The 22,985-nt window shown below is 64.0% G+C and carries 26 protein-coding genes and 2 pseudogenes; 5 read left to right on the forward strand and 23 right to left on the reverse strand.

Annotated elements, in window-relative coordinates; genetic code table 11:
• Positions 1-20 precede the first annotated feature (20 nt).
• On the forward strand, positions 21-1,247 hold the full coding sequence (locus tag AC0L3B_RS10225; RefSeq protein ID WP_085395967.1) for an ABC transporter substrate-binding protein: 1,227 nt from the start codon (positions 21-23) through the stop codon (positions 1,245-1,247).
• Positions 1,248-1,346: 99 nt separating this feature from the next.
• Here the strand turns inward: AC0L3B_RS10225 and AC0L3B_RS10230 are convergent, their stop codons facing one another.
• From AC0L3B_RS10230 to AC0L3B_RS10260, 7 genes are all read right to left on the reverse strand, one after another.
• The gene (locus AC0L3B_RS10230) at positions 1,347-2,603 is read right to left on the reverse strand and encodes a TCR/Tet family MFS transporter (protein ID WP_473380354.1); all 1,257 of its coding nucleotides are present in this window, start codon (positions 2,601-2,603) and stop codon (positions 1,347-1,349) included.
• On the reverse strand, positions 2,600-3,982 hold the full coding sequence (der, locus tag AC0L3B_RS10235) for a ribosome biogenesis GTPase Der (RefSeq protein ID WP_018459140.1): 1,383 nt from the start codon (positions 3,980-3,982) through the stop codon (positions 2,600-2,602). Before der ends, AC0L3B_RS10230 begins: the two co-directional genes overlap by 4 nt.
• 49 nt (positions 3,983-4,031) lie before the next feature.
• Positions 4,032-4,580, reverse strand: a complete 549-nt coding sequence (locus AC0L3B_RS10240) for a hypothetical protein (RefSeq protein ID WP_026233742.1) — start codon at positions 4,578-4,580, stop codon at positions 4,032-4,034.
• Between the two features lie 26 nt (positions 4,581-4,606).
• Positions 4,607-5,260, reverse strand: a complete 654-nt coding sequence (locus tag AC0L3B_RS10245; protein WP_018459142.1) for a tetratricopeptide repeat protein — start codon at positions 5,258-5,260, stop codon at positions 4,607-4,609.
• A 167-nt stretch (positions 5,261-5,427) separates the two neighbouring features.
• A complete protein-coding gene (locus AC0L3B_RS10250) occupies positions 5,428-7,020 on the reverse strand; it encodes a class I adenylate-forming enzyme family protein (protein WP_247297483.1) in 1,593 nt (530 codons plus the stop codon).
• Positions 7,021-7,092: 72 nt separating this feature from the next.
• Positions 7,093-7,677: an NnrU family protein gene (locus AC0L3B_RS10255; protein ID WP_026233743.1), complete on the reverse strand. Its 585-nt coding sequence runs from the start codon at positions 7,675-7,677 to the stop codon at positions 7,093-7,095.
• Positions 7,678-7,748: 71 nt separating this feature from the next.
• On the reverse strand, positions 7,749-8,327 hold the full coding sequence (locus AC0L3B_RS10260; RefSeq protein ID WP_026233744.1) for a hypothetical protein: 579 nt from the start codon (positions 8,325-8,327) through the stop codon (positions 7,749-7,751).
• Here AC0L3B_RS10260 and AC0L3B_RS10265 point away from each other — a divergent pair.
• Complete coding sequence (locus AC0L3B_RS10265) at positions 8,314-8,535, forward strand: hypothetical protein (RefSeq protein ID WP_157643098.1); 222 nt, start codon at positions 8,314-8,316, stop codon at positions 8,533-8,535. The two genes, AC0L3B_RS10260 and AC0L3B_RS10265, sit on opposite strands and share 14 nt — an antisense overlap.
• 20 nt (positions 8,536-8,555) lie before the next feature.
• Here AC0L3B_RS10265 and AC0L3B_RS10270 read toward each other — a convergent pair whose 3' ends face one another.
• Positions 8,556-10,175: a peptide chain release factor 3 gene (locus AC0L3B_RS10270; RefSeq protein WP_085352891.1), complete on the reverse strand. Its 1,620-nt coding sequence runs from the start codon at positions 10,173-10,175 to the stop codon at positions 8,556-8,558.
• Between the two features lie 163 nt (positions 10,176-10,338).
• Here AC0L3B_RS10270 and sugE point away from each other — a divergent pair, with 163 nt between their 5' ends.
• Positions 10,339-10,653 (forward strand): quaternary ammonium compound efflux SMR transporter SugE, encoded by a 315-nt coding sequence (gene sugE / locus AC0L3B_RS10275; protein WP_085395961.1) that lies wholly within the window; start codon positions 10,339-10,341, stop codon positions 10,651-10,653.
• On the opposite strand, the gene AC0L3B_RS10280 is transcribed toward sugE, so the two are convergent.
• From AC0L3B_RS10280 to AC0L3B_RS10310, 7 genes are all read right to left on the reverse strand, one after another.
• The gene (locus tag AC0L3B_RS10280; RefSeq protein WP_085395960.1) at positions 10,646-11,653 is read right to left on the reverse strand and encodes an inorganic phosphate transporter; all 1,008 of its coding nucleotides are present in this window, start codon (positions 11,651-11,653) and stop codon (positions 10,646-10,648) included. The genes sugE and AC0L3B_RS10280 overlap by 8 nt on opposite strands.
• A gap of 15 nt (positions 11,654-11,668) precedes the next feature.
• Positions 11,669-12,313: a DUF47 domain-containing protein gene (locus AC0L3B_RS10285; RefSeq protein WP_018459150.1), complete on the reverse strand. Its 645-nt coding sequence runs from the start codon at positions 12,311-12,313 to the stop codon at positions 11,669-11,671.
• 158 nt (positions 12,314-12,471) lie between these two features.
• Positions 12,472-13,440, reverse strand: coding sequence for a branched-chain amino acid ABC transporter permease (locus AC0L3B_RS10290; RefSeq protein WP_219683217.1), 969 nt, complete (start codon positions 13,438-13,440; stop codon positions 12,472-12,474).
• Between the two features lies 1 nt (position 13,441).
• The gene (locus AC0L3B_RS10295; RefSeq protein WP_018459151.1) at positions 13,442-14,305 is read right to left on the reverse strand and encodes a branched-chain amino acid ABC transporter permease; all 864 of its coding nucleotides are present in this window, start codon (positions 14,303-14,305) and stop codon (positions 13,442-13,444) included.
• 72 nt (positions 14,306-14,377) lie between these two features.
• Positions 14,378-15,601, reverse strand: a complete 1,224-nt coding sequence (locus tag AC0L3B_RS10300) for an ABC transporter substrate-binding protein (protein ID WP_018459152.1) — start codon at positions 15,599-15,601, stop codon at positions 14,378-14,380.
• A gap of 33 nt (positions 15,602-15,634) precedes the next feature.
• Positions 15,635-16,381, reverse strand: a complete 747-nt coding sequence (locus AC0L3B_RS10305) for an ABC transporter ATP-binding protein (protein WP_007609233.1) — start codon at positions 16,379-16,381, stop codon at positions 15,635-15,637.
• Entirely contained in the window at positions 16,374-17,129 is a 756-nt protein-coding gene (locus AC0L3B_RS10310) for an ABC transporter ATP-binding protein (RefSeq protein WP_018459153.1), read from the reverse strand. Before AC0L3B_RS10310 ends, AC0L3B_RS10305 begins: the two co-directional genes overlap by 8 nt.
• A gap of 336 nt (positions 17,130-17,465) precedes the next feature.
• On the opposite strand from AC0L3B_RS10310, the gene AC0L3B_RS10315 reads away from it, so the two are divergent.
• Positions 17,466-18,149 carry a PAS domain-containing protein gene (locus AC0L3B_RS10315; protein ID WP_018459154.1) on the forward strand — a complete coding sequence of 228 codons (684 nt, stop codon included), beginning with the start codon at positions 17,466-17,468 and terminating at the stop codon, positions 18,147-18,149.
• A 3-nt stretch (positions 18,150-18,152) separates the two neighbouring features.
• Here AC0L3B_RS10315 and AC0L3B_RS10320 read toward each other — a convergent pair whose 3' ends face one another.
• Positions 18,153-18,527 carry an ArsC family reductase gene (locus AC0L3B_RS10320; RefSeq protein WP_018459155.1) on the reverse strand — a complete coding sequence of 125 codons (375 nt, stop codon included), beginning with the start codon at positions 18,525-18,527 and terminating at the stop codon, positions 18,153-18,155.
• A gap of 107 nt (positions 18,528-18,634) precedes the next feature.
• Between AC0L3B_RS10320 and AC0L3B_RS10325 the strand changes: the two genes are divergently transcribed.
• Positions 18,635-19,006 (forward strand): tRNA-binding protein, encoded by a 372-nt coding sequence (locus tag AC0L3B_RS10325; protein WP_247391370.1) that lies wholly within the window; start codon positions 18,635-18,637, stop codon positions 19,004-19,006.
• Here AC0L3B_RS10325 and AC0L3B_RS10330 read toward each other — a convergent pair.
• From AC0L3B_RS10330 to AC0L3B_RS10360, 7 genes and pseudogenes are all read right to left on the reverse strand, one after another.
• Positions 19,003-19,713: a glutathione S-transferase family protein gene (locus tag AC0L3B_RS10330; RefSeq protein WP_473380407.1), complete on the reverse strand. Its 711-nt coding sequence runs from the start codon at positions 19,711-19,713 to the stop codon at positions 19,003-19,005. The genes AC0L3B_RS10325 and AC0L3B_RS10330 overlap by 4 nt on opposite strands.
• 93 nt (positions 19,714-19,806) lie before the next feature.
• A complete protein-coding gene (locus tag AC0L3B_RS10335) occupies positions 19,807-19,950 on the reverse strand; it encodes a hypothetical protein (protein WP_162847292.1) in 144 nt (47 codons plus the stop codon).
• Positions 19,951-20,064: 114 nt separating this feature from the next.
• A pseudogene (locus AC0L3B_RS10340) lies at positions 20,065-20,584 on the reverse strand (DUF429 domain-containing protein).
• Positions 20,581-20,941 (reverse strand): annotated as a pseudogene (locus AC0L3B_RS10345) (carboxymuconolactone decarboxylase family protein). Before AC0L3B_RS10345 ends, AC0L3B_RS10340 begins: the two co-directional pseudogenes overlap by 4 nt.
• 3 nt (positions 20,942-20,944) lie before the next feature.
• Positions 20,945-21,466 carry an RNA polymerase sigma factor gene (locus tag AC0L3B_RS10350; protein WP_085352883.1) on the reverse strand — a complete coding sequence of 174 codons (522 nt, stop codon included), beginning with the start codon at positions 21,464-21,466 and terminating at the stop codon, positions 20,945-20,947.
• Positions 21,463-21,672, reverse strand: coding sequence for a YgaP family membrane protein (locus tag AC0L3B_RS10355; protein WP_162496413.1), 210 nt, complete (start codon positions 21,670-21,672; stop codon positions 21,463-21,465). Before AC0L3B_RS10355 ends, AC0L3B_RS10350 begins: the two co-directional genes overlap by 4 nt.
• 98 nt (positions 21,673-21,770) lie before the next feature.
• Complete coding sequence (locus tag AC0L3B_RS10360) at positions 21,771-22,955, reverse strand: serine hydrolase domain-containing protein (protein ID WP_085395952.1); 1,185 nt, start codon at positions 22,953-22,955, stop codon at positions 21,771-21,773.
• Between the last annotated feature and the right edge of the window lie 30 nt (positions 22,956-22,985).

The following is a 22,985-nucleotide window of genomic DNA, read 5'->3' on the forward strand; positions in this document are numbered from 1 at the left end:
GACAATGGAGGAAATCTTTTATGACGACGACGTTCGCGCGCCGCTCTGCGGCCCTTCTGGCCTGTGCCGCCTTCGGTTTTGCCACATCCGCCTTCGCCCAGGACAAGTCGGTCACGATCGGCGTGCTCAACGACATGTCCAGCCTCTATGCCGACATCGGCGGCCCCGGCGCCGTGGCGGCGGTCAACATGGCGGTGGAAGATTCCGGTCTTCGTGCCAAGGGCTGGAAGATCGATGTGATCAGCGGCGACCACCAGAACAAGCCGGACGTCGGCGTCAACATCGCGCGGCAGTGGATCGACACCCAGAAGGTCGATGTGATCGCCGACACCCCGAACTCCGGCGTGGCGCTGGCCGTCAGCAACGTCGTCAAGGAAAAGAACGCGGTCCTGCTCAACAATGGCGGTGCCAGTGCCGACCTCACCGGCAAGGCCTGCAACGCCAACACCATCTCCTATACTTACGACACCTACATGCTCGCCAACGGTACCGGCAAGGCGCTGACCAAGGCCGGCGGCGACAGCTGGTTCTTCCTGACCGCCGACTACGCTTTCGGTGCCGCGCTCGAGCGTGACACCAGCGCGGTCGTCACCGCGAACGGCGGCAAGGTGCTCGGCGGCGTCAAGCATCCGCTCAACACGTCGGATTTCTCCTCCTTCCTGCTGCAGGCGCAGAACTCGAAGGCGAAGATCATCGGTCTCGCCAATGCCGGCGGTGACACCACCAACTCGATCAAGCAGGCGGCCGAGTTCGGCATCGTCGAAGGCGGCCAGAAGCTCGCCGCGCTGTTGCTGTTCATCAACGACGTCCACTCGCTCGGTCTGAAGACCGCGCACGGCCTGACCTTCACCGAATCCTTCTATTGGGATCTCAACGAAGGCACGCGCGCCTTCTCGAAGCGCTTTCAGGACAAGGTCGCCAACAAGGCGATGCCCTCGATGACGCAGGCCGGCAATTATGCCGCCGTGCTGCATTACCTCAAGGCCATGGACGCGCTCGGCGGCAATCCGCATGACGGCGCCAAGGTCGTCGCCAAGATGAAGGAGCTTCCGACCGACGATCCGCTGTTCGGCAAGGGCCCGCTGCGCGAGGACGGACGCCGCATCATTCCCGCCTTCCTGTTCGAGGTGAAGAAGCCGGAAGAATCCAAGGGACCGTGGGACTATTACAAGCTGATCGCCACCATCCCGGCGGAAGATGCGGCCAAGCCGCTCAAGGACAGCGAGTGCCCGCTGGTGAAGAAGTAAAGGCATTGGTGTCGCAGGGTGGGCAAAGGCGCGAAAGCGCCGTGCCCACCATCTCTCCACAACTGAAGAAGGCGGTGGGCACGCTTCGCTTTGCCCACCCTACGTAACCGTCTTCGTCGCTCCCAGCGCCCGCACCGCGATCGCCACGCACATCACCATCAACACCGCCGCGAGCAGGAACGGCGCGCCGGGCAGCTGCCACGGCGCGCTGACGCCGATGAAATATGAAAACGTCAGCGTGAACAGGAACGGGCCGACGAGCTGCGACACGCTCTGCACGCTCGCGGTCGCGCCCTGCAACTGGCCCTGCTGATCGGGCGCGACCAGCCGCGTCATCAGCGATTGCATGGCGGCGCCCGAAATGCCCCACAGCGACATCACGGGAATGCCGATCCAGAACAGCGGCCCGGTCGGCGCCGCGCCGAAGATCACGAAGCCGACCGCGCCGCAGCACAGGCCCATCAACAACGCGTTGCGTTCGCCGAGCACGCGCACGATCGGGCCGATCGCGAGCCCCTGCACCACCATGGCGCAGATGCCGACCATCGCCAGCGTCAACCCCACGGTTTTCGAATCCCAACCGTAGCGATAAGTGGCATAGAGCACGAAGGTCGAGGGCAGCACGACATGCGCGACCTGCGCGATGAAGTTGACGACGGACAACGCAGCGAGCACGGCGTTGGAACGCAGCAGGCGGAGCGCTCCGAGCGGATTGGCGCTCCTCCAGCGGAACGGCGCGCGCTTGTCCGGCGCCAACGATTCCGGCAGGACGAAGAGCCCATAGAGCGCATTGGCGAAGCTCAAGGCCGCCGAGGCCCAGAACGGCAGGCGCGGATCGATATCGCCGAGCAGGCCGCCCAGCGCCGGGCCCAGCACGAAGCCGGCGCCGAATGCAGCGCCAATCCTGCCGAACACCGCTGCGCGCCGCTCCGGCGGCGTGATGTCGGCGATATAGGCAAAGGCGGTCGAGATGCTGGCCGAGGTGATGCCCGAGATGACGCGGCCGACGAACAGCCAGACCAGCGACGGCGCCAGCGCCATCAGCACATAGTCTGCCGCGAGCCCGAAATTCGACAGCAGCACCACCGGCCGCCGCCCGAAGCGGTCCGACAGCGCGCCGAGCACCGGCGAGAATACGAACTGCATCAGCGCCCAGGCGGTGCCGAACAGGCCGAAGATGCGGGCCGCATGGGCCGTGTCGTTGTCGACGAAGCTCTCGATCAGTTTTGGCAGGATCGGCATGATCACGCCGAGCGCGAGCATGTCGAGCAGGATGGTGACGAAGATGAAGGCGACCGCACCGCGCCGGACTGGCGCTGCGCCCTGCGCCATCGCCTCGCCGGCGTCGTTGCTCACGACGGCCGCTTGCGCTTGTGGGCGAACGGATTGGCCTTCTCGCGCAAGGTGATGCGCACCGGCGTGCCCGGCAGCTCGAAGGCCTCACGCAGCGAATTGGTGAGATATCGCAGATACGACTGCGGTACCGCGTCCGCACGCGAGCAGAACAACACGAAGCTTGGCGGGCGGGCCTTGGTCTGCGTGATGTAGTTCAGCTTGAGTCGTCGTCCGGACACGGCCGGCGGCGGATTGGCTTGGACCGCCTCCTCGAACCAGCGGTTCAGCGCCGCGGTCGACACACGCCTGTTCCAAAGCGCATAGGCATCCTGGATCGCCTGCATCAATCGATCGATGCCCTCGCCCATCAAGCCGGAGACGGCGACGATCGGCACGCCCTTGATCTGCGGCAGCAAGTGATCGGCATCGCGGCGCAGGTTCGAGATCGCGCCGCCGCCCTTGCTTTCCATCAGGTCCCATTTGTTGACGGCGAGCACGACGGCCCGACCCTCGCGCTCGATCAGGTCGGCAATGCGAAGATCCTGCTCCTCGAAGCGGTTCTGCGCATCCATCATCATCACGACGACTTCGGCAAAGCGCACCGCGCGCAGTGCGTCGGCGACCGAGAGCTTCTCGAGCTTCTCCTCGATCCGCGAGCGCCGGCGCAGACCTGCGGTGTCGAACACCCGAAACTCGCGCCCCTTCCAGTTGATCTCGACCGCGATGGAATCGCGCGTGGTACCCGCCTCCGGGCTCGTCAGCAGGCGCTCCTCGCCGAGCAGATGATTGATCATCGTCGACTTGCCGGCGTTGGGCCGGCCGACGATCGCGACCCGGATCGGACGCGTGGCCGCCTCTTCCTCCGTCAGCGGCTCGTCGTCCTCGACCTCATCCTCCTCGACGGGCTCCGGCATCAGCTCTCTCAAGGCGTCATAGAGCTCACCCAGGCCCTCGCCATGCTCGGCCGAGATCTGGATGGGATCGCCGAGGCCGAGCGCGAAAGCCTCCATCGCGCCGGCATCGCCGTGCTTGCCTTCGCTCTTGTTCGCGACGAGCATCACCGGCTTGTTGGCCTTGCGGGCGAAATCGGCGAAGGCGCGATCGTTGGGCGTGAGGCCCATGCGGGCATCAATCACGAAGAACAGCGCGTCGGCCTGTGCGATCGCGGCCTCCGTCTGCTCCTGCATGCGGGCGGTCAGCGAGCCCTTGGCACCCTCATCGAGGCCGGCGGTGTCGATGATCGTGAAGTCGAGATCGCCGAGCCTGGCCTCGCCCTCGCGGCGGTCGCGGGTGACGCCGGGGAGGTCATCGACAAGCGCGAGCTTCTGCCCGACCAGACGGTTGAACAGCGTCGACTTGCCGACATTGGGTCGGCCGATAATGGCAATCTTAAAGGACATGGGTCATTCGTGCGCTGCCGGAGCCGCGCCTGTCAATGAAATGAAAAAATCAGCGCGAGAAGCTGCCGCTCGGCATGGGCGCCGGGAAGGCGCCCTGCGTTTGCTGCTGGGTGGTCTGGGTCGGTTGCGCCTGCTGGACGGATTGATCGGGCGGCGGCGCGGTGGTGCGCTTGCGCACGATCTTCTGCCTGGGCGGCGGCGTGGCCGCGGGCGGCGCGGCCTCGGGCTGGGCCTCGCCGTCGACTTCGCCGGCGGGCGCCTCAGCCGGCGCGACGGCTGCGGTGGCCGGCTGCCTGGTCTTTTTCGCCTTGGCACCCTTCGCCGGCTTCGGCTCGGGCGCAGGCTCGGTGGGCAGAGCCGCAACGGCGGGTCCGTTCGGATCGGGCTGTTGCTGGGCGCCCTTGTACATATCCTTCGGAACGCCTTGCTCGAGGCCGGGCACGCCTTCCGGGAACACCGGCTTGCGGTCGCCCGGCAGCTTCTTCTTGGTGTCGAGGAAGTCGAGCATGTCGCTCGGATCGAAGCTGGAGCAACCGCCCAGCACGCCCGTGAAGGCGATCAGGACGGCGGTTGCGATCAAGCGTGGCGTGCGGCGCATGTCGGTATCTCGTCTCAGCTCTCGGCTCAGCTCTTCGCTACGGGCGGCAGCAGGGCCTGCAGCGCCTCGGCGCGTGAGCGCAGGCCGGGCGGCGTTTCGCCGTCCTCGGCAATCGCGTCGAGCCATTTGCGGGCCGCAGTCACATCGTTGTTGCGCCAGGCCGACAGCGCCAGCATCTCGCGGGCGGTGTGACGGAAGGTCGATTTGGGTGCGGTCGAGGCTTCCAGCCGCTGCTGCATGTCCGCATAGCCGGCGCTGTCGAGCAGGAGACCGGCGGCGCGGATCTTTGCCAGATCCTGCCACTCGCCGCCTACACTGCGGTCGGCGGCGATGTCGTCATACAGCTTGGCGCCTGCCTTGGGATCGCGGGCCGCCGCCTCGGCCGCAGCACGCAGCCGCGCCAGGGTGCGATAGCCCGATGGAGCCTTGGCAGCGAGCTCGGTGAAGGCCGCCTCGGCCTCCGCATGCTTGTCCTGCTCGGACAGCTCAGCGGCCTTCTCGAAGGCAGCACCGGCCTCGGCAGCCTTCTTGGCTTCAAGATATTGGTAACCGCGCCAGCCACCCACGGCGGCGACGATCAGCACCATCAGTGCGATAAAGACGATCGAATATTTATCCCACAGCTTCTTGAGCTGTTCGCGACGTACTTCCTCGTCGACTTCGTCAAATAATTCAGACACTTATGCTAATCCCATGCCCGTCCGGGTGCGCGCGCCAAAGCGTTCGCGTCAGGAATCCCGTCCCCACGTGGCGGCGGGGTACCCTAACGATATGGCGGTGGCAAGGCAAAGCGAGCCCGATCAAGGCGTTAACCACCCGGGACAGCCCGAGAGACCGCCTCCCCGGGTCAATTTCCCAACAGCTCCCGCAGCTGTCGCTTCAGCACCTTGCCATTGGCATTGCGCGGCAGCGGCTCCGCGGTGATCACCATGGTCTCCGGGACCTTGTAGTCGGACAGCCGTTCCGCGCACCAGGCGCGCAAGGCCTCGCTGTCCACCGGCGCACGCGCCACCACCACGGCGTGGACGCGTTCGCCCAGCACCGGACAGGCCTTGGCGACGATCGCGCTCTCGACCACGGCGGGATGGCCGGCCAGCACCGATTCGACCTCGGCCGAATAGATCTTGAGGCCACCCCGATTGATCATGTCCTTCTGCCGGTCGAACACCCGGACAAATCCCTCCGCATCGACCGAGCCGAGATCGCCGGAATGCCAGAACCCGCTGGTGAAGCTTTCGGCCGTGGCTTTCGGATTGTTCCAATAGCCCTTGATGACGGAGGCACTCTGGATCCAGAGCTCGCCGATTTCCCCAGGCGGCAGCTCACGCCCGTCCGCGTCCATCGCCAGGATGCGTGCACCCGGACACGGCAGTCCGACGCTGTCGATATGGCTTTCCGTCAACTCGCCCGGCATGATCGTGGACGGCGACGTGGTCTCGGTCGCACCGTAGCAATTCGCCAGCGCGAGGCCGGGAATGATCGCCTTGAGCTTCTCGATGGTGGCAACCGGCATCGGTGCGCCGCCAAAGCCGCCGATGCGCCAGCTCGACAGATCGTAGCTCTCGATATCGGGCTGGAGCAGGCACAGATTGTACATCGCCGGCACCATCACCGTGTAGGTGACGCGCTCGCGCGCGGCGAGCTTGAGATATTCGCCGGCTTTGAACTCCGGCATGATGATCAACGCGCCACCGCAGCAGATCATCGTCGTGATGTTGGCGACCACGCCGGTGACATGGCCGAGCGGCACTGCCGCGATCGAACGGTCGGCCGCCGTCAATTGCAGGCAGGACATGAAGATCATCGAGGAATGGACGATGTTGCAATGGGCCAGCATCGCGCCCTTCGGCTTGCCTGTCGTGCCCGAGGTGTAGAGGATCATCGCGGTGTCCTCCTCGCTCGTCTCGACCGGCGCCGCGGCCGGGGCGTTGTCGACGAGCACCGCGAAATCCGACAGAGCCGGATCGTGGTCGATGGCGATGCGGTCGATCACATCGGGCACGTCCAGTGCGTCCGGCAGCCGCTCCGCAAGTGCCGCCTCGTGGATCAGGATCTTGGCGCCGCAGTCGGCGAGCACATAGGCGATTTCCGGCTTCTGCTGCCGCGTGCTGAGCAGCACCGTGACAAGCCCCTCATGCGCGGCAGCAAACAGCAGCAGCGGGAATTCGACGCGGTTGCCGAGCAGGATCGCGACACGATCGCCGCGCTGCAATCCGAGCTTGCGAAATCCCGCCGCGATCCGCGCAGCCTGCTCGACGGCCTGCCGCCAGCTCAGCCGGACACCGCCTGAGATCAGCGCTTCGCCGTCGGGATTGCGGGCGCAGGCGTCCGCAATCATCGCCCACAGGCTCGACGGCCGATCGCAAAATGCCGGTACCACCCGATCGCCGAAGCGCGCCTCGAACCGCATTGGCGGGATCTGAGAATGCGGCCAGTCCATCGGATTGCCCTTGGCTTGTTACTTTCGTTATCTTCCGCGCACGGGCATGCGGTCCTGTCTTGTGCTGATCGGCTAGCCGCCCATCACGGGAACGCCGATGACGACGGGATGGAACGCAAAAGCCAGCGCCAGATAAGCGACGATTCCAACCACGACCGCGATCAGATCGTTGGTGACGCCGCCGACCGGAATCGGCGGACCGCCGCCATCGGTGCGACGCTTCAGCGTGATGCGGTCATACACCGCCCAGCCCAGAAAGGACCCGAACAGGATGATGGAGCCGAGATCGCCATTGGCCAGAAGATGCGCCGCCGCCCACAGCTTGATGCCGGCCAGCATCGGATGCTTCAGTGTCGCGTAAATGCGGCCGCGCAGATAGGACGCAACCACCAGGATGACCGCGGGCAGCATCAGTGCGAGCGTGATGTGCTTCAGCGCCTTCGGCGGATACCAGACGTCGATCCAGCCGGTCGCGCGATAATGCGCGAAGCCCCAGATGATCAGTGCGAGCCCCGCAAGCGAGGCAAGCGAATAGAGGATCTTGTAGGTCCCCTCGCCCACTCTCGCGATGGCCTGCGCGCGTGCATCGCGTTTCGTCGTGAACACATGCGCCGCAAAAAACAGCGCAAGCCCCAGGATCATAACCAGCAGACCCACGAGATTCTCCCCTCAACCAGCGCCCCAGCCCATGGCGTATCATCGATTGGCCGCGGGTCGCAACTGATGCGCTACTTGCCGATCTCGCGATTGTCGACATACCGGATCGCGATCGGCCGCCCGGCGATGGCACCGCCAAGGCCGCCGGTGAATTTCAGCGGCAGGCAGGCGTTCAACGATGAATTGATCGCATTGAGGTAGGAGGTTCTCGTCTCGGCGGGGACGCCTGCGGTCGCATAGGTCAGGCGCGGCGGGCCGATCAGGCCGCCCGATTTGTTGAAGCTGAAACGCACGGCGATCTGCATGCCCGCGCGCGCATTGTCCGATGGCGGTGACCAGCAGGTGCGCAGCTCGGCGAAGAGATCGCCGATCGTATCGAGATCGTGATCGGGCTTCTGATATTTGGCGCGATCGGCGTCCGCTGGCACGCTTTGGATCGTGAGCTGGAGGTTCTGCCCATAGGGATAGTCGATCTCGGGAATACAGGGACCAGGCTCAAGCGGGCTGCAATAGGACGGCGTGCAGGGCCGGCCGTCGAGCACACTGCATGGCTCGTGCGAAAACGGAATTGGGTTGATCTGTCGCGGCCGCGCGTCGGCGGCAACGATCGAGATCGCCAGCAGGAGAAAAACAAGGATGCCGCGCCACATCATGCGATCTCACAATACCGCAAGAGTAAAACGTGGCATTACCTCCGACAACGTCAAGATCGCCGGCGTTCACGTGCTCGCGTTCAACCTCGGTGTCGTCGCCCGGCTTGACCGGGCGACCCAGTACTCCGGGACGTCTGTGATTGAGCCGGGAAGCCGCGGCGTACTGGATGCCCCGGTCAAGCCGGGGCATGACAGCGGAGGGTGAGGAGCGGACGGAGCTACGCCCTAGCCCTTCTTCTTGACGTCCTTGACGTTGGTGAACTCGATGCCCTCGGCACGTTCCCTTGTGTAGCCGAGATAGAACTCGTTCCGCGCCAGATAGACGGGATCCCCGTCGACATCGTCGGCGATGCTGGAGGTGTTGGCAGCGATGAAGGTATCGAGCTTCTTGCGGTCGTCCGAAGAGACCCAGCGCGCGAGCTGGAACTCGCTGACCTCGAATTCGACTGGGAGGGAATATTCCGCATCCAGCCGGGCCTTCAGCACGTCGAGCTGGAGTGCGCCAACGACGCCAACCAACGCCGGTGCGCCGTCGCGCGGGCGGAATACCTGCACCACGCCCTCTTCCGACATCTGCTGAAGCGCTTCCTTCAGCTTCTTCGCTTTCATGGCATCGGTGAGACGCACGCGGCGGACGATTTCCGGCGCAAAGCTCGGCACGCCCACGAAGTTGAAATCCTCACCGTCGGTCAGCGTGTCGCCGATGCGCAGCGTGCCGTGATTGGGAATGCCGACGACGTCGCCGGCATAAGCCTCGTCCGCAACCGAACGGTCCTGCGCGAAGAAGAATTGCGGGCTGGACAGCGGCATGCTCTTGCCGGTGCGCACGAGCTTCGCCTTCATGCCGCGGCTGAGCTTGCCGGAGCACAGGCGGGCAAAGGCGATGCGGTCGCGGTGATTGGGATCCATGTTGGCCTGGATCTTGAACACGAAGGCGCTCATGCGCGGGTCGGTGGCTTCGACCTTGCGCTGGTCGCTCTCCTGCGCGCGCGGCTCGGGCGCGAACTTGCCGAGCCCTTGCAGCAGGTCGCCGACACCGAAATTGCGCAGCGCGCTGCCGAAATAAACCGGCGTCAGATGGCCCTCGCGAAAGGCTTCGAGCTCGAACGGTTTTGAAGCCGCGGTGACGAGCTCGAGCTCGTCCTTGACCGCCGATACGTCGAGATTGGCGTTGAGCTTGGCGAGCTCGGCGATCTCGATCTGCTGCGCCGCGCCGGTCTTGGCGCCGCCGCCTTCGAGCAGGCGCACGCCGCCATTGACGACGTCGTAGGTACCGAGGAACTCGCGGCCGCGGCCGACCGGCCAGGTCATTGGCGTGGTATCGAGCGCCAGCGTCTTTTCGATCTCGTCGAGCAGCTCGAAGACGTCGCGGCTCTCGCGGTCCATCTTGTTGATGAAGGTGATGATCGGGATGTCGCGAAGACGACAGACCTCGAACAGCTTCCGGGTGCGCGCCTCGATGCCCTTGGCGGCGTCGATCACCATGACGGCGGAATCGACCGCCGTGAGCGTGCGATAGGTGTCTTCCGAAAAGTCTTCGTGGCCCGGCGTGTCCAGCAGGTTGAACACGAGGCCCTCGAACTCGAAGGTCATGACCGAGGTCACGACCGAGATGCCGCGCTCGCGCTCGATCTTCATCCAGTCCGAACGCGTGTTGCGCCGCTCGCCCTTGGCCTTGACCTGGCCGGCCAGATTGATGGCGCCACCGAACAGCAGCAGCTTTTCGGTCAGCGTGGTCTTGCCGGCGTCCGGATGCGAGATGATCGCAAAGGTACGCCGCCGCGACACTTCAGCGGCAAGCGAGGAACGGGCCGTCGATTCGGCTGTGGTGGCGATGTCGGACATTGCGGCAGCGTTTGGCAGGGAAAATGAGCCTGATCAAGCCTGATCTGGTGATTGCGGAGGCTTCCGGCCAGCCCCATATCGGGCTTGGGTTGGGAGGGACGGCCTTCCCTTGCTATCAGCACACCAGTCGCGGGGACGACCCTGCCTTGAATGGAGGGTCGTCATGGCCTGGAGCATCCTGTTCGTCGCCGGTCTGCTGGAGATCTCCTGGGCCATCGGCCTCAAATATACCGAGGGGTTCACCAGGCTCGTTCCGTCAATCCTCACGCTCGGCGCCATGGCCGGCAGCATCATCCTGCTCGGGCTCGCTCTCAAATCGCTGCCGATTGGAACCGCTTATGCGGTCTGGACCGGCATCGGTGCGGTCGGCACCGCGACGCTCGGCATCATCCTGTTCGGCGAGCCGGCCACCGCGTTCCGCCTCGCCAGCATCGGGCTGATCGTCGCCGGCATTGTCGGACTGAAGCTGGTTACCTGACGAAGATCTTGACCGCCCACCAGCTCAGTGCGGCGACGATGGCCGAGGCCGGCATCGTGATCACCCAGGCATAGACGATCGAGCTGGCGACGTTCCAGCGCACCGCCGAGAGGCGGCGGGCCGCGCCGACGCCGACGATGGCGCCGGTGATGGTGTGGGTGGTCGAGACCGGAACACCGAGAAAGGTCGCCATGAACAGGGTCGCGGCACCGCCGGTCTCGGCGCAAAAGCCCTGCATCGGGGTCAGCTTAGTGATGCGCAGGCCCATGGTGCGGACGATGCGCCAGCCGCCCATCAGCGTCCCCATCGCCATCGCGGCCTGGCACGAGAGCACCACCCAGAAGGGTACGAAGAATTCGCCGCCGAGCTGGCCCTGCGAATAGAGCAGCACGGCGATGATGCCCATGGTCTTCTGAGCGTCGTTACCACCATGGCCGAGCGAATAGAGCGAGGCGGAGGCGAATTGCAGGATGCGGAAGGCGCGATCCACGGCAAAGGGCGTGGAGCGCACCGAGGCCCAGGAGACGATCGCGACCAGCACCATCGCGAGCAGGAAGCCGACCAGCGGAGACAGCACGATGGCGATCACCGTCTTGGACAACCCGCTCCAGACCGCCGCTGAAAGGCCGGCTTTTGCCACGCCGGCACCAAACAAGCCGCCGATCAATGCATGAGACGAGGACGATGGGATGCCGAGCGCCCATGTCACCAGGTTCCAGACGATGGCGCCGACCAGCGCGGCGAAGATCACCTGAGCATCCACGATCGCGGGATCGATGATGCCGGTGCCGATAGTCTGGGCAACGTGCAGCCCGAACACCATGAAGGCGACGAAGTTGAAGAACGCGGCCCAGAACACCGCGTATTGCGGCCGCAGCACGCGGGTCGAGACGATGGTCGCGATCGAATTGGCGGCGTCGTGCAGGCCGTTCAGGAAGTCGAACAGCAGCGCGACGGCGATCAATCCGACCAGGACGGGAAGACCCAACGCAACATCCACGGCGTGGCCCCTGCCCTAAACTTGCTCGATGACGATGCTGTTGATCTCGTTCGCGACGTCGTCGAAGCGGTCGGCGACTTTCTCGAGATGGTCGTAGATCTCTGCGCCGACGATGAAATCCATCGCGTTGCCGCCGCGATGCTTGAGGAACAGTTCCTTCAAACCGATATCATGGAGATCGTCGACGCGGCCTTCCAGCTTGCCAAGCTCTTCCGTGATCGCGGTCAGCATGGCCACGTTCTGACCGATCTTCTGCATCAGCGGCAGCGCGCGGCCGACCAGATTGGCGCATTCGATCAGAAGCCCGCCGATCTCCCGCATCGGCGGCTCGAAGCTGCGGACCTCGAACAGCATCACGGCCTTGGCGGTCTGCTGCATCTGGTCGATGGCGTCGTCCATCGAGGTGATCAGGTTCTTGATGTCGCCGCGGTCGAACGGGGTGATGAAGGTGCGGCGCACCGCGGTCAGCACCTCACGGGTGATGTTGTCGGCATCGTTCTCGAACTGGTTGACGCGCTGGCAATAGACCGGCGTCTCCTCGCCCCCGTTGAGCATGCTCTGGAGCGCGATCGAGCCCTGGATCACGGTCTGGGCGTGGCGGTCGAACAGGTCGAAGAACCGTTCTTCCTTCGGCAGGAAAGCGCGAAACAATCGCATCATGGGGGAGAGACTACCGGTTGGATGATGGCCTGGCCCAAGCGGGCCGTCATGAAACTGTCATAGACCATTTTCGATCCACGCGCGTGCCACCTCACGCCCGTGGAGCCGGATCATCCACCGCTTTCGCGCGTCAACACATCTTCTATTATATCAACGACTTACAGCGACCGCCGGAAGTAATGCGCGATTTCGCCGATGACGCCACGGCGGAAGGTGAGCACGCAGATCACGAAGATCGAGCCCTGGATCACGGTCACCCATTGGCCGAACCCCGCCAGATATTGCTGCATGGCGATGATCACGAAGGCACCGACCACGGGACCGAAGACGGTTCCGAGTCCGCCGACCAGCGTCATCAGCACGACTTCGCCCGACATCGACCAGTGCACGTCGGTGAGCGAGGCATTCTGCGCCACGAAGACTTTCAGCGCACCGGCAAAGCCGGCCAGCGTGCCCGACAGGACGAAAGCCAGGAACTTGTACTGATCGGTCCGGTAACCCAGCGAGATCGCCCGTGGCTCGTTCTCGCGGATCGCCTTGAGGACTTCGCCGAACGGCGAGTTGATGATGCGGAAGATCAGCAGGAAGCCGGCGAGGAAACCGACCAGAACCACGTAGTAGAGCACGGTGGGCTTGGTCAGATCGAACAGGCCGAACATGCGTCCCTGCGGGATGCCCTGGATGCCGTCTTCGCCATGGGTGAACGGCGCCTGGAGGTAGATGAAGTACAAGAGCTGCGACAGCGCCAGCGTGATCATCGAGAAATAGATGCCCTGGCGGCGGATCGAGATATAGCCCGTGATGAGCGAGAGCACGAAGGCACCGGCGACGCCGACGAGGATGCCGAGTTCCGGCGGCAGCGCCCATACTTTCAGCGCATGCGCGCTGCAATAGCCGGCCGTGCCCAGGAACATCGCATGGCCGAAGGACAGCAAACCGCCGTAGCCGATCAGCAGGTTGAAGGCGCAGGCGAGCAGCGCGAAGCACAGCGCCTGCATCACGAAGAACGGGTAGACCCCCGTGAATGGCACCGAAGCCAGCAGCAGCGCCATCACCACGAACACGATCATCTCGTCGCGGATCGCGCGCGGGGTTACCGGCAGCGTGTCGTCCGTCAAGGCTGTCATATCAGGCCGCCCTTCCCGTCAATCCCGTTGGCTTCACCAAGAGCACCAGCACCATCAGCACGAACACGACGGTGTTGGAGGCCTCGGGGTAGAAATATTTGGTCAGGCCTTCGATCACACCGAGCGCGAAGCCGGTGATGATGGAGCCCATGATCGATCCCATGCCGCCGATCACGACCACCGCGAACACCACGATGATGAGGTCGGCGCCCATCAACGGCCGCACCTGGTTGATCGGCGCCGACAGCACGCCGGCGAGCGCTGCAAGGCCGACACCGAGGCCGTAGGTCAGCGTGATCATGCGCGGCACGTTGACGCCGAAGGCGCGCACGAGCGTCGGGTTTTCGGTGGCGGCGCGCAAATAGGCGCCGAGCCGCGTCTTCTCGATCAGGAACCAGGTCGCGATGCAGACCACCAGCGAGAAGATGACGACCCAGCCGCGATAGACCGGCAGGAACATGAAGCCGAGATTCATGCCGCCCTTGAGCTGGTCCGGAATGGCGTAAGGCAGGCCGGAGGAGCCGAAGTAGTTCTGAAACACGCCCTGCACGATCAGCGCAATGCCGAAGGTCAGCAGCAGGCCGTAGAGATGATCCAGCCCGGTCAGCCATTGCAGCATGGTCCGTTCCAGGATCATGCCGAAGATGCCGACGATAACAGGCGCAAGCAGCAACGCCCACCAGTAGTTGATGCCGCCGAGGTTCAGCAGGAAGTAGGCGACGAACGCGCCCATCATGTAGAGCGCGCCATGGGCGAAATTGATGATGTTGAGCATGCCGAAGATCACGGCAAGCCCGAGACTGAGCAGCGCGTAGAACGAGCCGTTGATCAGTCCTACCAGTAGCTGAGCGTAAAGAGCCTGCATCGATCCCGCACCTGGTCCCTTCGGCGTTCCCTGAAAGTCGCCCGCAGGCCTGATGGCCTGCGGGCGGTTAGCTTACTTCTTCAAGAGCGCGCACTTGCTCTCGGACAGCGGCGTGAAGGCCTGGTCGCCCGGCACCGTGCCGACCAGCTTGTAGAAGTCCCACGGTCCCTTGGACTCGGAGGGCTTCTTCACCTCGAACAGATAGGCATTGTGGATGGTGCGGCCGTTGGGCTGGATCTCGCCCTTGCCGAACAGATCGTCTTCCGTCGGCATCGACTTCATCTTCTCGACGACCTTGACGCCGTCATGCGGGTTGCCGCCGAGCGCTTCCAGTGCCTTGAAATAGTGACGCACGCCCGCATAGACGCCGGCCTGCACCATGGTCGGCGGCGCGTTGTTCTTCATCTTCTCGGCGAAGCGCTTCGAGAACGCCCGGGTCTGGTCGTTCATGTCCCAGTAGAAGGTCTCGGTGAAGTTGAGGCCCTGTGCGGTCTCGAGCCCGATCGCCTTGACGTCGGTGAGGAACAGCAGCAGCGCCGCGAGCTTCTGGCCGCCCTTGACGATGCCGAACTCGGCCGCCTGCTTGATCGTGTTGGTGGTATCGCCGCCGGCATTGGCAAGGCCGATGATCTTGGCCTTGGAAGCCTGCGCCTGCAGCAGGAAGGACGAGAAGTCCGGCGTGTTCAGCGGGTGCTTGACGCCGCCGACCACCTTGCCGCCATTTGCGGTAACGACAGCGGTGGTGTCGCGCTCCAGCGCCGCGCCAAAGGCGTAGTCCGCGGTCAGGAAGAACCACGTGTCGCCGCCGGCCTTCACCAGCGCCTGGCCGGTGGTGTGGGCAAGCATGTAGGTGTCGTAGGTCCAGTGCACCGTGTTGGGCGAGCACTGCGCGTTGGTCAAATCCGAGGTCGCCGCGCCCGAGTTGATATAGACGCCGTTCTTTTCCTTGATGACGTTGTTGACCGCGAGCGCCACGCCGGAATTCGGCACGTCGACGATGAGGTCGACCTTGTCGACGTCGAACCATTGCCGCGCGATCGCGGTGCCGATGTCGGGCTTGTTCTGGTGATCACCCGAGATGATGTCGATCTTCCAGCCCTTCGCAGCCAGACCGGAATCTTCAATGGCCATCTGCGCGGCGAGCGTCGAGCCCGGCCCGCCAAGATCGGCATAGAGCCCGGACTGATCGGACAGCGCGCCGATCTTGACGGTCTTGTCCTGCGCGAAGGCTACGCCCGCGGTGGTCACGGCCAGCGCCGTGCCGAGCAGAAACGACGCAATCGACTTTGTCATCATGCTACTTCCCTATGAATCTTCTTGTTGGCAGTTCTAGACACCGAGATAGGTGTGGAGCTTGTCCATGTTGGCGGCGAGCTCCGCATTGGAAAATCCGTCAATGATCTTGCCGTGCTCGACCACGTAATAGCGGTCAGCGACAGTGGATGCGAACCGGAAGTTCTGCTCGACCAGGAGGATCGTAAAACCCTCCTTCTTGAGCCGCGCAATGGTGTGGCCGATCTGCTGGATGATGACGGGCGCGAGACCCTCCGTCGGCTCGTCCAGCATCAGGAAGTTCGCGCCGGTGCGCAGGATGCGCGCGATCGCGAGCATCTGCTGCTCGCCGCCGGAGAGTTTGGTTCCCTGGCTGTTGAGCCGTTCCTTCAGGTTCGGAAACAGATCGAAGATCTGCTCGAGCGGCAATCCGCCGGGACGCACCACCGGTGGCAGCAGCAGGTTCTCGCGGACATCGAGGCTGGCGAAAATTCCCCGCTCTTCCGGGCAGAACGCGATTCCCATCCGCGCGATCTTGTCCGAGGTCGTGCGGATGATGTCCTGGTTATTGAACTTCACCGAGCCGGTGCGCTTGCCGATGATGCCCATGATCGACTTCAGCGTGGTGGTCTTGCCGGCGCCGTTGCGCCCGAGCAGGGTGACGACCTCGCCCGCGTTCACGTCGAAGTTGATCCCGTGCAGGATGTGGGACTCGCCGTACCAAGCTTCGAGGTTGCGGACCTGGAGGAGGTTGCCGCCGCTCGCGGCCTTTGCGGGAGCTTCCGCCGTTGCAGTCTCAGCCATGACCGGCTCCCAGATAGGCTTCCTTGACGCGTTCGTCCTTGGTGAGCTCGCTGTAATGGCCTTGCGCCAGCACCTGGCCGCGCGTCAACACGGTGATGATGTCGGAGAGATTGGCAACGACGCTCAGATTATGCTCGACCATCAGGATGGTGTATTTCGCGGAGATGCGCTTGATCAACGCCGCGATCTTGTCGATGTCCTCGTGGCCCATGCCGGCCATCGGCTCGTCCAGCAGCATCATCTCCGGGTCGAGCGCGAGCGTGGTTGCGATCTCCAGTGCGCGCTTGCGCCCGTAGGGCATCTCGACCGCGGGCGTATTGGAAAACTCGCTGAGGCCGACATCGTTCAACAGCTCGCGCGCGCGATCGTTGAATTGGTTGAGGACGGACTTGGAGCGCCAGAAATCGAAGGAGCTGCCGTGCTGGCGCTGAAGCGCGACGCGCACGTTTTCCAGCGCGGTGAGATGGGGAAATACCGCCGAGATCTGGAACGAGCGAACCAGCCCCAGGCGAGCCACGTCGGCGGGCGCCATCGCGGTGATGTCCTGCCCCTTGTACAGGATTTTTCCGGCAGACGGTTTGAGGAACTTGGTCAAAAGATTGAAGCACGTCGTCTTGCCGGCGCCGTTCGGGCCGATCAACGCGTGAATGCTCCCACGGCGAACCTTGAGCGCAACGTCGCGGACGGCGAAGAAGCCCGCGAACTCCTTGGTCAAGCCTTCCGTTTCGAGAATGAACTCATCGGCCAAACAGTTTTCCCCCTGCCCGCACAACGCGCGTGGCTATCCTTGTTGCTTCGGCTTTCCGGAGGCCCTTGGAGCCACTCCCTGGAGCCCATCCGGAACGCCGCCTCCGGGCGCGGAATATGCCGGAGGTGACGGGGGTTAGGCAAGGCGGAAAGCTGAGCAGGTCAGGCCTCCGGCCGGGAGACTTATGCTCCCTTAGTCGGACATGTTTTGATGTCGCGCCTGCCCGGCTTCCCGGTTCGCAAAGCGCCGGTCATCAAGCCGTCGTTAACGGTCTTTCGTTCCATGCGCCAGCCTTCATAGAAAATTTTCCCGCAGCGAGGATCATGCGCGGGTTTCATGCGTCCGGAATTTCTATTCGCCGGGAATATTGTCTTGGATTTTGCAAGCGCGGCTCCTTCCGTGGTCAAGTCGATCAGGCAGCGTGATCTCCTGAACACGTGGCTGCGGCTCTATGCGCGCGAGCAGACGGCCCCGGCGATCTGGGAGTACCAGCCTGCGCGGCTCGAGGAAGAGCTCTCCGATCTGATCTATTATACGGTGGATGCGTCGATGCCGACACCGCGTCTGACCATCCAGAGCGAAGGCACGCGCATCTCGCGCGCCTATGGACACACCGGCAAGGGCGTTCTGCTCGACGACTATATCGGGCCGCGTCTCGCGCCCCTGGTGATGCCGGTCTATCATGAATGCGTGGCGCGTGGGCTGCCTGTCTACAGCGTTGCCGACGTCGATGACATCTACGGCCGTATCGTCGCCTATGAGCGCCTGCTGCTGCCGTTCCAGAGCGACGGCAAGGTCTGTCACATCATCGCGTCGCTCAAGACCTTCTGCGAGGACGGCGGCTTCGAGATCAAGAATCTGATGCGCGGAAATGACGCGCTGCCGCGCCCGAGATTGCGCGCGGTGATCGACCACGACCTGTTCCATCGCACCCCGGGCCGCATCGCGCCGGCCGAACTGGTCGAGTTCGCGGACCAGCAGGGCTCAGGTGTTCCCACCGAGATCATCGAGCTGAACTAGCGGTCAGCGCGATTTGGCGGCGGCTTCCTTGGTCGTGACTTCCTTGGCATAGATCTCCGGCTTGAAGCCGACCAGCAGCTTGCCGCCGACTTCAAGCACCGGCCGCTTGATCATCGATGGTTGCGCTAGCATCAACGCCAGCGCCTTTTTCTCGGAGAGGCCTTCCTTGTCGGCATCGGGCAGCTTCTTGAAAGTCGTGCCGGCGCGGTTGAGCAGCGTCTCCCAACCGACCTTCTCGCTCCACTGCTTGAGCTTGTCCTTCTCCACGCCCGCCGTCTTGTAGTCGTGAAACGCGTAGGCGACGCCATGGCTGTCGAGCCAGGCGCGCGCCTTCTTCATGGTGTCGCAGTTCTTGATGCCGTAGATGATGTTGGGCAAAGCGTTCCTCGCGCATGCGTCGTATCGTGATCCCAAGGCGTTGTACGCAACTCCGGTTCGCGCGACAATATTGCGAAAACGATGCCAGCTCTTCGAACGGACACTCCATGCACGTCACCCACGATCCAGCCGCGACCGCATCGCCGACCATCAACTTCGACACTTTTCTCGCGGTCGATATCCGCGTCGGCACCATCGTCGATGCAAAGCCGTTCCCCGAGGCGCGCAAGCCGGCCTGGCGGCTGTGGATCGACTTCGGTCCCGCGATCGGCGTGCGCAAGAGCTCGGCGCAGATCACCGAAAATCATCCGCTTGAAACGCTAGTGGGCCAACAGGTGGCTGCGGTCGTGAATTTCCCGCCGCGCCAGATCGGCCCCGTTGTCTCGGAGGTGCTGACCCTCGGTTTCCCCGATGCCGACGGCAAGGTCGTGCTGGTGCAGCCGAGCAAGCCCGTGCCGAACGGCGGACGGCTGTTCTAGCCTCCGGCCCGCTTCGGAATATTCAGCCCGCGCTCGACCGCCGGACGCGCCAGCCCGCGGTCGAGCCAGGCGGCGACGGATTTGAACTGGCTGAACTCGACGAGATCGCGGGCGCCGTAGAACCCGATGAGGTTGCGCACCCAGCCGAGCATGGAGATGTCCGCGATGGTGTAATCGTCGTCCATGAACCATTGCCGGCCGGCAAGATGCATCTCCATCACCCCGAGCAGCCGCTTGGCTTCGCCCACGTAGCGCTCGAGCGGCCGCTTGTCCTCGAAGTCCTTGCCGGCGAATTTGTGGAAAAAGCCGACCTGGCCGAACATCGGCCCGATGCCGCCCATCTGGAAATGCAGCCACTGGATGGTCTGATAACGGCGCGCGGCGTCCTGCGGCAGCAGCTTGCCGGTCTTCTCCGCGAGGTATTGCAGGATCGCTCCGGACTCGAACAGCGGCAGCGGCCTGCCGCCGCGACCATCGGGATCGAGGATCGCCGGGATCTTGCCGTTCGGATTGAGCGAGAGGAATTCCGGCGTCTTCTGGTCATCCTTGCCGAAATCGACGAGATGGACTTCGTAGGGAAGCCCGATCTCTTCCAGCATGATCGAGACCTTGACGCCGTTCGGCGTCGGTAGCGAATAAAGCTGGAGCAGCTCCGGGTGCTTGGCCGGCCAGCGCTTGGTGATGGGAAAGGCGGACAGATCGGACATCAGGACCCCGGCTTCGTTCATGAGATGCCGCCCAGTCTAGGCGAGCGGACGAACGACGCAAGGTCGAGTAGTCAGGTCATTTTCCCGTACAGGTCACAATGGCCGCAGCAAATGGTTGGTGGCGTGCATCACATCGCGCTGTGCGCGTTGCTCGATGAAGAGCTGGCCGGTGACGAGCAGTGCTCCGGTGAAGACGAGCGCAAGCATCGCGGTCGCGAACTGACTGACATCCCTCATCGGACGAGCTTCTCCGTGTTCGGTTCGCACGAGGAACGCGGGCCAGCCGTCGTCTGTTCCTGCAAGCTTCAAATAAATTGCAGCTTTTTCCCGGTCCCTCGCACCCCGACGACCTCAATAATTGATCTCCATCCGCAAGCCTCGCGGATCGGGCTCCTCCCCGCCGAATCGCTGCGTGCTGTCGCGTGCCGCGATCGCGCAGGCACAGGCGTCGATCAGATCGTCACGGCCGATGCCGGTGCCATGTCGTTGCGTCAGCCATGTCGGCAAGCGCCCGAAGCCGCGCTGCTGCAGGAGTGCGATGCGCTGCCCGCGGCCCTCCGCCGATGTCTTCTTTGCAAGCCGGACCCGCCCAGCCAAATTCCGGATGCGCTTCGCCGATGGTCGCCTGCCGCGCCGGCGTCATGATCGCGTCGACGTCCCTGATCTTGTCCCTGATGTTCCAGAGCTGCGCCGATACGCCCCTGCCCTTGCCCTCGCGCTCCCAGTAGTGGCGATTGGCTGCCGCCATATCGGCGAACGTCCAGAGATCGCGGCGGGCGCCGAGAAACACGGCGGGACCGACCAGCTCGCGTGCGCGCAAATCGCAGATGCGATAACCACTCCATTTCAATCCGATCGGCATGTCGATCATCGCCCGGGCATGCGGCAGCGCGAGCAGCCGCTCAAGACCCGGCCGAGCAGGCGCTGCGCCAGCAACGCGTGGCCGAGCGTGCCGCCGGCGCGAACCGCGGCCGCAATCAACGCGGCTTCCGCGACTTCTTCGCGCGTTGCACCGGCCTTCGCCGCCTGCGCAGTGTGCACGTCGAGGCAATAGGCGCATTGCGTGGTGAGCACGACTGCGAGCGAGATCAGCTCGCGATATTTTAGCGGGATCAATCCGTCCTTCGACCGCGTGGTTGAACGCAAGGAACGCGTTGGCCTCGACCGGCGCGAGCGCCACGAAGGCCGGGATAGATTTCAGGTCGTCACGGCTTTGATAATCGGTCATGGCTCATCTCGTCAGATATTCGCGCATCAGGGCGCGGGCGCGATGCAGACGTGCCTTCACGGTCTGCCGGGTCGCGCCGAGCGCGACGGCGATCTCGTCGATGGTCATTTCCTTGACGTCGCGCATCAGCGCGACGTCGCGGTAGTGCGGCGGCAGCGCCTCGAAGGCCGCCGCGATGTCGATCCGCAAATCGGCTTCAGGACGCGACAGCAGCAGCGCCTCTGCCTCTCCGTCGTCGATCGCCGGCGCGAGGCCTGCCTTGCGGGCAAGCCGCAGGCATTCGCGGCGGACCACACTGAACAGCCAGGCCGAAAACGCCAGCCACGAGCGGATCGTGCCGACATGGCGAAACAGGATCCACAGCGCCTCCTGCGTCGCATCCTCGGCGTCCGCCGAGCTGCGACAGGTGGCGCGGGCGTAGCGGCGGATGTTCGGTTGCGCCGTCTCGAGCAGAGACGCGATCGCCTGGGGATCGCCGAGGCGCGCGGCCTCGAACAGGTCCGGCGAGATCCCGGCCGCGCTCACGACGCGCCTCCTCTTCCGATGCCGGCCATCGCGCAAATCGGACAATAGCCGACGAGGCCGGTCAGTGCGAAGCCGGCGCCGCCGAGCGCAACCAGCCACGCCGCAGCGCCGGTAAGATACACGAATGCCGCGACCGCCACCGCGACGCCTAAGGCGATCCGCACGGCCTGATGCAGGCCGCCGATGTTCTTTCTGTAAAATGCCATCACATCCTCCGAGATGAGCCGAAGCAAAATGCCTCGACCGTCAAGAGAGGGCGCGACGACCGGAAAGGATTCGCGGCAACCTGCAATTTTTTTCGCGATCAGCCTCCGACGGCCTGATAGGCCAGACGCTTGAACTCGAAGAAGAACGGATTCCAGAAGCCCATGTAGCGCTGCGTCATCAGCACACCGGCGGTATTGGCCTGCGGGCAGATCCACCAATGGGTGCCGGCGAGGCCGCCCCACTGGAATTCGCCGGTCGAATTCGGGGGATCGAACGGCATCGGCGCGAAGGTGACCGCGCCGCCGAGGCCAAAGCCCTTGCCGGGGATCGGGCCGAGATTGGCGAAGCGAATGTTCTCGCCGGCGGGCAGCTGGTTCGTCGTCATCTGCCGCAGCGTCTCCGGCTTCAGCAGAGCATCCGAGCCGGGAAGCAGCGCCTGTATCAAAGCGAGCATGTCGGGCAAGGTCGAGACCAGTCCGCCGCCACCCGACAGCCGCGGGAACTGCCGCCGATAGGCCTGCGGATAAGGCAGGTCGTCGGCCCGGGTGAGGCCGGGCTTCATGGGATCGAGCACATCCGCGCCGTTGTAGAGGGCGACCAGCCTGCCCTGCTGCGCGTCCGGCACGTGGAAGCCAGTGTCGGTCATGCCGAGCGGCTCGAAAATGCGCGCCTTGAGCACGGCGTCGAGCGGCTTGCCGGAGACGACCTCCACGACGCGCCCGAGCACGTCGGTCGCAACCGAATATTCCCAGGACGCGCCGGGATGAAAGGACAGCGGCAGATCGGCGAGCCGGTCGATCATGTCAGTCAGCGGCGTCAACGGATTGAGAACGCGTGCCTCGTTATAGCTTTTGAACAGCACCGTGCCGGGATCGAAGATGCCGTAGCTGAGGCCGGAGGTATGGGTCAGAAGCTGCCGGATCGTGATCGGGCTCTTCGCCGGTTCGACGTCGGCAAGGCTCAAAGCGCCCGGCTTCAGAACCTTGCGATTGCCGAGTTGCGGCAGGAATTTCTCGACAACGTCATCGAGCCCGATGCGGCCTTCCTCGGCCAGCAGCATGATCGCGCAGGTGACGAAGATCTTGGTATTGGAGAAGGCGCGAAAAATGTGATCGGGCCGCAGCGCGGTGCTGGTCTCGCGATCGGCGAAACCGACGCACTGCTGATCGACGACCTCGCGGCCCCGCAGCACCGCCCAGGATGCACCCGGAATGATCTCCTGATCGACGTAACGCTGCATTGCTGTCCGCGTGGCGGAAAAATCAGGTGTTCTGGCGTCCATGTGTTTCCCCAATGATGGTTGGGATCGATA

The sequence above is a fragment of the Bradyrhizobium sp. Kon56 genome, assembly GCF_055807635.1.